This is a genomic window from Campylobacter sp. RM10537 (assembly GCF_022369435.1).
GTDB classification, from domain to species: domain Bacteria; phylum Campylobacterota; class Campylobacteria; order Campylobacterales; family Campylobacteraceae; genus Campylobacter_D; species Campylobacter_D molothri.
The window spans coordinates 929,594-942,351 of record NZ_CP059597.1 but is presented as its reverse complement, the minus strand read 5'-3'; the positions used below and the strand labels follow the sequence as shown (position 1 = coordinate 942,351).

Genomic DNA, 12,758 nt, shown 5'->3' with positions numbered 1-12,758 from the left:
TAAGAATTAATACCTTATGAATTTTTATCTTTGTGTAAAAATTCATCAAAACTATTAATAAATTTATCATTCATTTTAAATTCTTTGTTTATAAAAAATGGTAAAGACTGAAGGGTTAATTTTTTATAATCTTTAGTGGATATTATTTTTCCTTTTAAAGTTTCTAAAAATTCTTCTTTCCAAATATCTTTTGCACCAGCTAAATGCCCTCCTTTTGCCTCTATAAAACATTGTATACTTAAAAAATTATCATCATCTTTACTTTTCTTGCCAAAGAAAATAAAGTCAGGTTCAAACCCCATTGCGTAAGTAGCTTTATCTTTTCTATTATCATAAATTTTAAATTCTTCAAAGCCTTCATTTCTTATAATAAACCATTTAGAAAACACTTTATTTATCTCATCTTTTTTCTTTTCTATAAAATTTAGAAATTCTTTTTCTAAATTACTATCAAAACAAAAAGTTTTATGATAAAGCCATTCGAAATTCATTTCTTCAAATTTATCATTATTTTTAAATACTGCTTTACTACCTATATTAAATTTATGTGTTTGAAACTCACTTACTTCGTATTCTTGTTTTATGCTTTGTTTTAATGATTTGAAATTTTCTAAAACATATTTAGCTATTTCAAGATTATTTTCTTGATTAAATTTTTGTTTTTTTGAAAAACACACATATATATCTTTTAAACAATTTTCTATAAAATCTTTTTTACTTTCAAAATTAAAATTTTCATTTATATTTTTAAAATCAAGTCCTAATATATTCATCGCTTTTAAAAAATATTTATTATCTATACTGTCTAATTTTGAAAGTTTTTGAAAATCGTATTCTTCCTTGATTTCTTCAAATTTTTCTTCACTTTCTTTTATAGAATTTGAAAAATAAGGAATTTGCAAACCTTTTATTTTTTGTTCCATCTCCATTCTTGTAATGCTAAAATTTTTTAGATCACGCTTTTTGATTCTTTTATTATTAGCATAATAAATTTCGTTATTTTCAACAATTTCTTTTATTTTTTCATTTACTATCAAATCCACACGCTTTTTTTCTTCTTCAAACAACAATCCTTCTTTATTCATACTTTCGTTAAGATTTTTAATAAATTCTACATCATTTCTAGTGTGATAACTTAATCTTTCTAATGCATTTAATTCATTATCTAAGTCATTGTCAAATTTTCTTCTAAATTTAAACTCATCATCAAAACAAAGCAAATCACTTTTAAAAGGATAATACCTAGCACCTCTTCCTATAAGTTGTGCTTCTTTAGTGGTTATAGCCTTGCTTGTTTTTTTATTTCCAAGTCTAACTATATCAAAAAGGTTTAAAACATCCCATCCTTCATTCAGCTTATCTACGCAAAAAATAACTCTTATTTGATTATTTTTATCTTCTAAATTATTAAGTAAAATTTGATCTTTTTCGAGCTCTTTATCATCATTTGTATTTAGTATATAAAGTGTTTTAAAATTATTTTTTAAAAAATTTACAATAATATTTACATAAGAATCTTTATATTCTTTTTTAAAAAATTCTAAACTTTATATTTAAAAGTTCACTTTCCTTGTTTATATTTTTATAAAAATTTTCTATTTGTAAGTTTTCTAAATTATCTATAAATTCTATAAATTTTTCTTGATTTTGCATAGATTCTTTTATAGATTCGCTTTTAAATAAAATAACAGGTTTTAAAACTATATTATATTTTTGAGCTAACAACTCTCTATAAAGACTACAAAGCACAGCTCCTAAAAATCTATATTCTAACTCATCATTGTCATATTTAACTAAAAATATGCGTTTAGAGTATTTATCTTTGCAAAATTCTTTTAAGGTATATTCATAAATAATTTTATCTTGATATTTTTCTAATACATTAAATTCTTGCGGAATAGTAGCACTAAATTCAAACAATAAATTTTCGTTATTGCTTTCATAAGCTCTTTTTATAATAGCTTCCCAACCTTCTTTAAGTTCATTTTCATTTTTATTTTTAGTATCACTATTTAGATGATGAGCTTCATCGGCTAAAAACACAAGCTTTTTATTTTTTAAATCTTCAAAACTTAAAGAATTTTCCCTTTCATTTTTAAAAAGAGAAAATAAAGCTTGTATGGTAGTAAAATATATATTTATACAATTATCTTTGCTTTCAAAAAGATTATTAATGATATTAATTTCTATATTTTTAGAATCTATATTTATATTTTCTTTAAAAAGATATTTATTTGAATATTTTTTGGCAAAATTTGCTTTAGTTTTTTCTAAAATAGAAGTAGAATTTACAAAAAATATAAAATCTTTATAACCTTTTTTATAGCAATCTAGCATTAAAGCCGCCATTATAAGAGTTTTTCCACTTCCTGTTGCCATATTAAACATTAAATGTCTTTGTTTTATACTATCAAAATTTGCATAATAATACTTTAGAGCTTTTTCTTGATAAATTCTTAATTCTTTTGATAAATTATCTTTTACATAAAAAGGAATTTCTATTTGTTCTATACCTCTTTTTCCAAATTCTTCCTGTAAAAGCTCGTGTAGTTTTTTGCTAAACATTTTCATCACCATAAAATATTTCATTAAGTTTTATTGTTTCTTTAGATATATCATAATCTTTATCTTTTATATCACCATATAAAACATAATCCATATTAGAATCTAATGCTAAATTTAAAATTTGCTTTTTATCTTCTAAGCTTAATTCTTTAAAATCTTTATCTTTTAAAATGTCTTGTATATCTACTCTATAATCTAAAAAAGCTTTAGTTTTTAACTCTTGATAAATGTTATCTAATTCTTTTTCATCATTTAAATTTTGTATTTTTTCTTTATAAATTGTATTAAGTGGCATAAGCTCAGCATAAACAAAATTTCCACCACCTTGCCAATTTACTGTTTTGCTGATACCACCTTGCTCGCCTTCTACGACTTTTTTAAGTCTTTCTTTTGTAATGTCTTTTATATAATCCATTTGCTCTATGCCTATCCATTTGCGTTTCATTTTATGAGCAACGGCTAAAGTGGTACCACTTCCTGCAAAAAAGTCCATTACTATATCGTTTTCATTTGTAGAAATTTCAATTATTCTTTGAAGCAAGGCTTCAGATTTTTGTCCATAAAATTCATTTGTATTTAATAATTTTGAAATTTTTTCTCCACTAAATGAAACTATTGCGATACTATTTAATTTATCATATATACTACAATTCCAAGTACTTTCAAGTGGATATTGTTCCGGTAATCCTACTTTCAATAAGTAATCAATAAAATCATTAATAACTTGTTTATTAAGTTGATATTGTTCTAATTTATTCTTTATTGCTTTTATCGATTCATCATTAAATCGCTCTTGATAGTTATCTCGCGATAAATATATTTTTTTTAATTTTAACACATCTCGTTTTTTAGAATATATAAGAATAGTATCGTGATTTCGCACTATAGTTGCTGTTGATTTAAATCCACTAACCCAGCCTATTCTCCAAATAATTTGTCTAACAAAATTCTCTCTTCCAAAAATTTCATCCATAAGCACTTTTAAATAAGCTTGTTCATTATCATCACATTGCACAAAGATCACACCATCATCACTTAAAAATTCTCTAGCAATTTCTAAACGATTTTTCATAAAAGTAAGCCAAGTAGAATGATTAAATTTATCATTATAATTAAAACTATCACTACCTGTATTATAAGGTGGATCAATGTAGATTAATTTTACTTTATTTGCATAAAGCTTTTTTAAAGAATGTAATGCTAATAAATTATTGCCTTTTATAAGTAAATTTGGATTATCTTTTAAATATTCTTGTAGATTTTTATTTTCGCCTATTAGTTTAAAATTTTGCAAGGCTTTTGGAGAAAATAAAGCATCTATTTCATCGCGAGCTAATATTTCATTAAAAAATATTTCATTTTGAATTTCATCATCTTTGCTTTGTCCGCCTTTTATAACACCATCTTTAAAAGCAAAATTTAATACTACTTCATTATTTGTTTTTAAAAAAGATTTTGTTTTATTTGCAAGTCCTATTTTGTTAGCATAACTTGTAAAACTACCACTTAAATTTTTAAGATCTAAAAATATTAAAAATTCATTTATTTTAAAAATCAAGGCTTTTTTATTAAAAATAAAAAATCTATTTTTAAATTCTTCTTTATATTTACTCTCTTCTAAAAGATAATTAAATAATTTTTCATCATAATTTTGTGCTAAATTTCTAACTTGTCCTAAAGTTTCAAAATACTCTTCTAAATCTTGCAATAATTTATTTTTTGGCATTTTTATTCCTAAGTAATTTTTTATAATTAATTATATATCAATGGTGCTTAGAAATTATATAAAAATATTGAGATAATGAATATTATAAATAAATTTTGAAAGTAGAAATTTCTACTTTCAATTTTGTATTTTTTTGATTACGATTTCATCATTTTCAGCATCGATTAAAATATTATCATTTTCGTTAAGTTCATCAGCTAAGATCATATCGCTTAATTTATCCTCTATCATATCATAAATAGCTCTTTTTAATGGTCTAGCTCCAAAATCAGGATCAAAGCCATTTTTTGCGATCAAAAGCGCTCCATTTTCGCTTAAATTTGCTTTTATTCCTTTACTTGACAAACTATTTTGCAAATCTTTAAATAAAAGTTTAACTATTTCATAAGCCTCATCTTGTCCTAAAGGATTAAAGGTGATGATATCATCTAAACGATTTAAAAATTCAGGTTTAAAGAAATTTTTTAATTCGCTTTTAATTGCATTTTCTTTTTCTTCACCATTTAGTGACATTATTGCATTTGAAGCAATATTAGAAGTTAAAATAATAATAGTATTTTTAAAATCTACTGTCACTCCCTTACTATCTGTTGCTCTTCCATCGTCTAAAATTCCTAAAAGTATATTGAAAACATCTTTATGAGCTTTTTCAACTTCGTCAAATAAAAGAACGCTATAAGGTTTTCTGCGTACCGCTTCGGTTAGCTCCCCACCTTCTTCATGTCCTATGTACCCTGGAGGTGCTCCTAAAAGTCTTGAAACGCTATGTTTTTCCATGAATTCGCTCATGTCAAAGCGTATCATAGCTTTTTCATCATCAAATAAAAATTTTGCCAAGGCTTTAGCTGATTGAGTTTTTCCTACTCCAGTTGGACCTAAAAATAAAAAACTTCCTATAGGTTTATTATCTGCATTAAGTCCTGCTTTATTGCGTTTAATGGCTCTTGCTAGAGCATTTAAAGCTTTATCTTGCCCTATAACACTTTCTTTTAAGTGCTTTTCCACTTCTAAGAATTTTTGTTTTTCAGAAGTAAGCATTTTTTGCACACTAATACCCGTCCATTTGCTTAAAATTCCAGCGACTAAATCTTCATCTACTTGATTTTTAAGCAAAACACCATTTTCGCTCATCTTTTTCCATTTTTCTTCTAAATTTTGCACCTCTTTTTCAAGGCTTGGAATTTTTCCATATTCCAATTCAGCAGCTTTTTGAAATTCTCCTTTATTTTTAGCTAAATTAGCTTCATTTTTTAAAAGATCAATTTCTTTTTTCTTGGCACTGATTTCATTAAAAACGCCTTTTTCATTTTCAAATTGTGAATTTAAAGCATTTTGTTTTTCTTTTAAATTTGCTAATTCTTTAATAATTTCTTCTATTCTTTTTTCATTTTTTTTGTCATCTTCCATTTTTAAAGCTTCATTTTCAACTTCTAAGGTTTCAATATCTTTTCTTACTTTTCTTAAAGAACTAGGTTCACTTTCAATTTGCATTTTAAGTTCAGCAGCAGCCTCATCGATTAAATCAATAGCTTTATCAGGTAAAAAACGATCCGCTATATAACGTTTTGAAAGCTTAGCAGCTGCTACTAAGGCACTATCATTTATCGTTACATTATGATGAATTTCTAATTTTTCTTTAATGCCTCTTAACATGGCTAGAGCTTCATTGATGCTAGGTTCAGGAACATTGACAGGTTGAAAACGACGTTGTAGGGCAGCGTCTTTTTCAAAATATTTACGATATTCTTTTAAAGTGGTCGCACCTATGGTATGAAGTTCACCTCTAGCTAAAGCAGGTTTTAAGATATTAGCAGCATCCATACTTCCTTCACTTGCTCCAGCTCCTACTATAGTGTGAATTTCATCTATAAATAAAATGATATTTTTATTTTTAATCACTTCATTGACTACTGCTTTTAAACGATCTTCAAATTCACCACGGTATTTTGCTCCTGCTATTAAAGCACTCATATCAAGTGCAATAACTTTTTTATTTTGCAAAGAAGTTGGCACATCTTTTTTAATTATTCTTTGTGCTAAAGCTTCAACAATTGCAGTTTTTCCAACTCCAGGTTCTCCTAGTAAAATAGGATTATTTTTAGTTTTACGAATTAGAATTTGCATTAGTCTTTCTATTTCTTCTTCTCTTCCGATAACTGGATCTAATTCTCCTTGGATTGCTTTTTGAGTAAGATCAATACCAAATTTATTTAAACTATCTAAAGTTTCATCACTTGTTTTGCTATCAACCTTTCTTCCTGCTCTTAATTTTTGTAATTCTTTTTGAAATTCTTTACGATCGAGAAATTTGGATAAAATTTCTTTAATTGGATCTTTTTCGCTTTCACTAATCAGCCAAGTATCTACAGATAAATAGCTATCCCCATTCGCACTCATTAAGCCTTTGGCCATTTCTAAAGAATTAATAAATTCGTTTGAAAATCTGATGGTTTCTTTGCTTACATTTGAACTTGTTGGTAATTTGGATATTTTACTTTTAATTTCAAGTTCTAAGGCTTCTTTGGAAATATTTAACTTATTAAGTATTTGATTAAGTAAACTTGAGCTATCAACACACAAAGCCCAAAAAAGATGCAAAGGAACAATTTCATTATTTTTAGAATATATTGCCAAAGATGCTGCACTTTCAACATTTGAAAGCATAGAGTCTGTTAAGTAATCTTGTATATTTGCCATATTCATTCCTTTTTTATTAATTTATATGGATTATATTATATAACTTTAGTCATATAATGTCAAGTTATTTTATATTATTTTATAAATATATCTAAGTTTATTTTTGTAAATATATGATCAAAAGTTTATTTTACAAACATATCAATAGCTTTATTAAGATCTTCTATGCTTTGTTTATTTTCTTTAGAACATGTATGATGGATACAATGAGCTAGATGTTCTTTTAAAACAGCTTTTGCGGTATTGTTAACAGCTGCTTTAATAGCGGCAAGTTGTATTAAAATTTTACTACAATCCTCATCTCTTTTTACCATGTTTTTAACTGCTTCTAAATGTCCAATTGTGCGACTAAGTCTATTGCTGATTGCTTTAATATGTTTTTGAGAATGTTGATGTTTTTTTGTATTTTGCATTTATTTTCCTAAAAATCCTTTGATTTTTTAAAGTAAAAATTTAGAATCATTCTAACATAAAAAATAAAAGAAAATGCAATATAAATTTTATTATGCTTAATTTACAATTTCTTAAGCATTTTTTATTAAAATTTAGAAAAAAATCTTAATGGAGTTACACTTGAAAATAAAACGATCTTTAGCCGCTTTGGTAGGTTTTATAAGCTCTTTGGCTTTTTGTATTTTTTTTGTTGGAAATTTACACGCTAAAAATGATGATAATAAAAAAATAGAACAACGTTTACAAGCTTTAGATAAGCTTACAAAAACTTTAGCTATAGTTGAACAATATTATGTTGATGATGAAAATATAAGCGATTTAGTAGACAAGTCTTTATCTGGATTATTGAGCAATCTTGATGCACATTCTTCTTTCATGAATGAGAAAGATTTTAATGATATGAAAATCCAAACTAATGGTGAATTTGGTGGACTTGGAATTACAGTAGGCATGAAAGATGGTGCTTTAACTGTTGTTTCTCCTATGGAAGGAACTCCTGCAGACAAGGCGGGAATAAAATCAGGAGATATAATCTTAAAAATAAATAATGAAGCAACCTTGGGTATGAATTTAAATGATGCCGTAGAAAAAATGCGTGGCAAGCCAAAAACTGAAATTACTTTAACTATTTTTAGAAAAGGTTCTACTAAACCTTTTGATGTGACTCTTATGAGAGATATTATAAAAGTTGAAAGTGTTTATGCAAAATTGATACAAAAAGAAAATATTTTGTATTTAAGAGTAACTAATTTTGATAAAAATGTAGTTGATTTGGCAAGTAAGGAACTTAAAAAATATCCTAATGCTAAAGGAGTTATTTTAGATCTTAGAAATAATCCAGGCGGACTTTTAAGTCAAGCTATAGGGCTTGTTAATTTATTTGTCGATAAGGGTGTGATTGTTTCTCAAAAAGGACGTATAGCCAGCGAAAATCAAGAATATAAAGCAGAGGCAAAAAATAAAATTTCCAATGCTCCTTTGGTAGTGCTTGTTAATGGTGGTAGCGCAAGTGCAAGTGAGATTGTTAGTGGGGCTTTGCAAGATTTAAAAAGAGCCGTAATTGTTGGTGAAAATACTTTTGGAAAAGGTAGCGTTCAGCAAATAATTCCTATTAATAAAACTGAAGCATTAAGATTGACTATAGCAAGATATTATTTACCAAGTGGTCGTACCATTCAAGCCATAGGGGTAAAACCAGATATTGAAGTTTTTCCTGGAAAGGTGAGTGCTCAAGAGGAAGGGTTTAATTTAAAAGAAAGCGAATTAAAACAGCATTTAGAGAATGAACTTCAAAAAACTAATGATAAAAAAGAAGAGAAAAAAGAAGAGAAAAATGATAAAAATATCATTACATTAAAACAAATTTATGAAGATGCGCAATTAAAATCTGCCATTGATGCGGTGAAAATTTTAAATATTAAGGAGGGTGCATTATGACAAAAAAAGATTTAATGTATGAAGGAAAAGGAAAAAAACTTTTTAAAACAGATGATGAAAATTTATTGATCAGTGAATTTAAGGATGATTTAACAGCTTTTAATGCTGAAAAAAAGGGAAATGAAAGCGGCAAAGGGGCTTTAAATTGTAAAATTAGTACAGAAATTTTTCATTTGCTTGAAAAAAATGGTATTAAAACCCATTTAGTTGATCGTATTAGTGATACTGAACAACTAGTAAAAAAATGTAAAATTATTCCTATAGAAGTAATAGTACGTAATGTTGCCACAGGCTCTATTGTAAAAAGATTAGGTTTAGAAGATGGCAAAGTTTTACCTTTTGCTTTGGTTGAATTTTGCTTAAAAGATGATGCTTTAGGAGATCCTTTTATCAATGATGATCATTGTTTAATTTTAAATTTGGTTCAAGATGAAACCCAAATTCAAGAGATTAAGAATATTGCCAAAAAGATCAATTCTATTTTAACTCCATTTTTTGATTCTAAAAATTTAAGACTTATTGATTTTAAAATAGAATTAGGCTTAACTAAAGATAATGAACTTGTTTTAGCTGATGAAATAAGTCCAGATAGTTGTAGATTTTGGGATAAATTTAGTAATGAAAAACTAGATAAAGATAGATTTCGTCAAGATTTGGGCAATGTAAAAGTAGCTTATGAAGAAGTTTTAAAAAGAATTTTAAATTAAGGCATATTGATGAAAATAGTAATAAATATTTTTTTAAAAAATGGAGTTTTAGATCCTCAAGGTAAAGCTATTGAAAAAGCTTTACATTCTTTAAATTTTAATGAAGTTAAAGAAGTAAGAATGGCTAAACAACTCATACTTGATTTAGATGAAAAAGATGAAATAAGGGCTAAAGAGCGTATTGCTAAAATGTGCGAAGAGCTATTGGTTAATAATGTGATTGAAGATTATGAACTGAGCACAAGCGAGAAATTATGAAAGTAGCAATTATTCGATTTCCTGGAACAAATTGCGAATTTGATACAGAATATGCATTTAATAAACTTGGCGCTAAAACTGAAATTATTTGGCATGAGCAAAAAGAATTTAAAGCTGATTTAGTTGTTTTGCCTGGAGGATTTTCTTATGGAGATTATCTAAGATGTGCCGCAATTGCTAAGCTTGCTCCTGCAATGCAAGGTGTTTTTGAGCATGCTAAAAAAGGGGGCTATATTTTAGGAATTTGCAATGGATTTCAAATTCTTTTAGAAAGTGGTCTTTTAAAAGGTGCAATGAAACATAATGAAAAATTAAGCTTTATTTCAAAAAATCAAGATTTAAAAGTAGTTTCAAATCAAAATGTCTTTTTAAGAAATTTTCAAAAAGGTGATATTGTAAATTTACCTATTGCACATGGGGAAGGAAATTACTATGCAAAAGAGAATATTTTAAAAGAATTAGAAGATAAAGATTTAATCACGTTAAAATATCAACAAAATCCTAATGGTTCTCTTTGTGATATTGCTGGAATTTGCGATGAAAATAAAAAGATTTTTGGTCTTATGCCACATCCTGAAAGAGCTTGTGATAGTGTTTTGGGTAATGAAGTGGGCTTAAAAATGCTTGAAGGTTTTATGTGAAAATATTATTTTTTATATTTTTAATTTCTTGTAGCCTTTTTGCTCAAAAAGAAATTTCTGTTTTTGATGTCCAAAAAGTACAAAAAGAGCTAGAAAAGTTACCTAAAGAAGATCAAAAAATTTACCAAAATATTGCTCCAAGCGATGAAAATAATGATATAGATACGAGCAATATTGAAGATCCTTTTATCCCTCAAAGTTCTTTGGTACTTACTAATGATGAGTATCCACATAAGGTTTATGTTGGAGAGGTTTTTCCAATTACTATTCATGCAAAAACAACTGAAAATACCAATTTTGATTTTAAAATTAATTTTAAAAAAAATGATGATTTGCTTTTTTTAAATCCTAGTGCGAAATGGGAAAATATACAGGGTGAATATATAACAACTTTATGGTTTGAGGCTAAAACCTCTAATGCTTCTTTAGAACAAATTTCGATTCAATTACTCAGAAATGGAGAAGTTTTTCAGCAATCTACTTTAAATTTAAATCCAATTAGATATGAAATTACGCCAAGTGATAATCATTTTTCACACTTGGTAGCAAGTTCTTTAGAAGTTAAAAAGATAAAAACTAAAAATTTTGATAATAGTAATATTATTGTTATGCTTGAATTAAATGCTACAAATACAAATCTTAAGAGCTTTTATATCAATGGTGTTAAAAAACAAGGAGTAGAAAACTTAAAAGGTGATTTTAATGCTTCTACTGGTTTTTATTATGCTTTGTTTCCATCATCTAAAACTCATTTTGATTTTTCTTATTTTAATAAAAATACTAAGAGTCTTGAAAATATGAGTTTTAGACTTGTTATCAGCGATGATGAAATCAGCACTCAAAGTGATTTAAATCCCACTAATAAAGATTTTAATATTTATAAGCAATATGTGCTTTGGTTTTTTACATTTGTTTTTGCACTTGTATTTGTATGGAGAAAAAATTACATTATTTTGACTTTAGCAATAGCATGTTTTATACTGAGTTTTTTTATAGATACAAGTATAAAAAATGGTATTTTAAAATCAGGTTCAAGGGTAAGAATTTTGCCAACAGAGCCTTCAACTTTTTTCTATACAGCTCATTCTAAAGAAAAAGTTAAAATTTTGGGAAAAAGATTAAACTATATTAAAGTAGTTCTTGAAAATGGAAAAATAGGATGGGTACTTCGTGAAGATTTGCAAAAAAATTAAAGCTTTATATTTTTGGTTTTTTTTTATTTTTAGTATTTTAATTGTGGTGTGTTGTTTTTGTTTTGTAAAATCTCAAAATATCTTATGGAAAATTCGTAGAATTTGGGCTAAATTTCAAAAATTTACTATTTTTTATAAAACAGATCTTGTTGGTAAGTTTAATCCTAATGCAAATATGATTTTAATGAATCATCAAAGCGCTTTAGATATTATTGCTTTAGAAGGATTGTATCCTAAAAATTTATGTTGGGTTGCAAAAAAAGAATTAGGCGAAATTCCACTTTTTAAAATTACTATAAAAAAACCAAAATTACTTTGTATTGATAGAAAAAATCCAAGAGATTTGGTACGTGTATTAAAAGAGGCTAAAGAAAGATTAAATGAAAATAGAGTTTTAGCAATTTTTCCTGAAGGAACACGTTCAAAAACAGAAAAAATGCTTAAGTTTCAAAGTGGAGCTAAAGTTTTAACTGAAAAATTAAATTTAAAAGTTCAACCTATTTTAATTGTGGATTCTGCTAAAATTTTAGATACGAAAAGTTTTAATGTAAATGGTGGAATTTTAAAGATTATTTGTATGGATTTGGTAGATACGAGTGATGAAAGATGGCTTGAGAATACTAGAAAAAAAATGCAAGAAGTGCTAGAACAAGAAAGAATGAAACAATGTTCAATATAATTTTAATTGTAGGATTAGGTGGCTTTTTAGGTTCTATATTTAGAATGTTAAGTATTAATTTTATTAATAAATTTTTTCCATATTCTATTGGTTTTGGCACTCTTTTTGTAAATATTTTAGGTTCGTTTGCTATAGGAATTTGTTTTTCTTATGCTCAAAATAAAGGTTTATCACCATTGCTTAAAAATTTTATCAATACGGGATTTCTAGGAGCTTTTACAACTTTTTCTACTTTTTCTTACGAAAATTTAACATTTTTGCAAAGTGGAAGTTATTTTCATCTCTTTCTTAATATTATTTTTAATGTGATTTTATGTTTATTAGCTGTTTGGCTTGGTTTTGTAATTTTTAAATAAATTTTTTAGAATTATGTATTTTTTGCTAAAATAACGTATTTGAAAA

The 12,758-nt window shown here is 26.3% G+C and carries 10 protein-coding genes and 1 pseudogene; 7 read left to right on the top strand and 4 right to left on the bottom strand.

Annotated features, from left to right (window positions below):
* Window positions 1–14: 14 nt before the first annotated feature.
* From CMOL_RS04720 to CMOL_RS04705, 4 genes and pseudogenes are all read right to left on the bottom strand, one after another.
* Window positions 15–2,565 (bottom strand): annotated as a pseudogene (locus tag CMOL_RS04720) (DEAD/DEAH box helicase family protein).
* Window positions 2,558–4,291: a site-specific DNA-methyltransferase gene (locus CMOL_RS04715; RefSeq protein ID WP_239819915.1), complete on the bottom strand. Its 1,734-nt coding sequence runs from the start codon at window positions 4,289–4,291 to the stop codon at window positions 2,558–2,560. Before CMOL_RS04715 ends, CMOL_RS04720 begins: the two are co-directional and overlap by 8 nt.
* A 117-nt stretch (window positions 4,292–4,408) precedes the next feature.
* Entirely contained in the window at window positions 4,409–6,988 is a 2,580-nt protein-coding gene (locus CMOL_RS04710; RefSeq protein ID WP_239819914.1) for an ATP-dependent Clp protease ATP-binding subunit, read from the bottom strand.
* A gap of 125 nt (window positions 6,989–7,113) precedes the next feature.
* Window positions 7,114–7,401 (bottom strand): metal-sensing transcriptional repressor, encoded by a 288-nt coding sequence (locus CMOL_RS04705; protein WP_200281844.1) that lies wholly within the window; start codon window positions 7,399–7,401, stop codon window positions 7,114–7,116.
* Between the two features lie 160 nt (window positions 7,402–7,561).
* On the opposite strand from CMOL_RS04705, the gene CMOL_RS04700 reads away from it, so the two are divergent.
* The 7 genes from CMOL_RS04700 to crcB are packed head-to-tail and all read left to right on the top strand — an operon-like array spanning window position 7,562 to window position 12,712.
* On the top strand, window positions 7,562–8,878 hold the full coding sequence (locus CMOL_RS04700; protein WP_425599707.1) for a S41 family peptidase: 1,317 nt from the start codon (window positions 7,562–7,564) through the stop codon (window positions 8,876–8,878).
* Window positions 8,875–9,585, top strand: coding sequence for a phosphoribosylaminoimidazolesuccinocarboxamide synthase (gene purC / locus CMOL_RS04695; protein WP_200281850.1), 711 nt, complete (start codon window positions 8,875–8,877; stop codon window positions 9,583–9,585). Before CMOL_RS04700 ends, purC begins: the two co-directional genes overlap by 4 nt.
* 9 nt (window positions 9,586–9,594) lie before the next feature.
* The gene (purS, locus tag CMOL_RS04690) at window positions 9,595–9,843 is read left to right on the top strand and encodes a phosphoribosylformylglycinamidine synthase subunit PurS (RefSeq protein WP_239819912.1); all 249 of its coding nucleotides are present in this window, start codon (window positions 9,595–9,597) and stop codon (window positions 9,841–9,843) included.
* Window positions 9,840–10,484 carry a phosphoribosylformylglycinamidine synthase I gene (purQ, locus tag CMOL_RS04685; RefSeq protein ID WP_239819911.1) on the top strand — a complete coding sequence of 215 codons (645 nt, stop codon included), beginning with the start codon at window positions 9,840–9,842 and terminating at the stop codon, window positions 10,482–10,484. The genes purS and purQ overlap by 4 nt, the downstream gene beginning before the upstream one ends.
* Window positions 10,481–11,677 carry an SH3 domain-containing protein gene (locus CMOL_RS04680; protein WP_239819910.1) on the top strand — a complete coding sequence of 399 codons (1,197 nt, stop codon included), beginning with the start codon at window positions 10,481–10,483 and terminating at the stop codon, window positions 11,675–11,677. The genes purQ and CMOL_RS04680 overlap by 4 nt, the downstream gene beginning before the upstream one ends.
* The gene (locus CMOL_RS04675) at window positions 11,655–12,356 is read left to right on the top strand and encodes a lysophospholipid acyltransferase family protein (RefSeq protein WP_239819909.1); all 702 of its coding nucleotides are present in this window, start codon (window positions 11,655–11,657) and stop codon (window positions 12,354–12,356) included. The genes CMOL_RS04680 and CMOL_RS04675 overlap by 23 nt, the downstream gene beginning before the upstream one ends.
* Complete coding sequence (gene crcB, locus CMOL_RS04670) at window positions 12,344–12,712, top strand: fluoride efflux transporter CrcB (RefSeq protein ID WP_239819908.1); 369 nt, start codon at window positions 12,344–12,346, stop codon at window positions 12,710–12,712. The genes CMOL_RS04675 and crcB overlap by 13 nt, the downstream gene beginning before the upstream one ends.
* Window positions 12,713–12,758 lie beyond the last annotated feature (46 nt).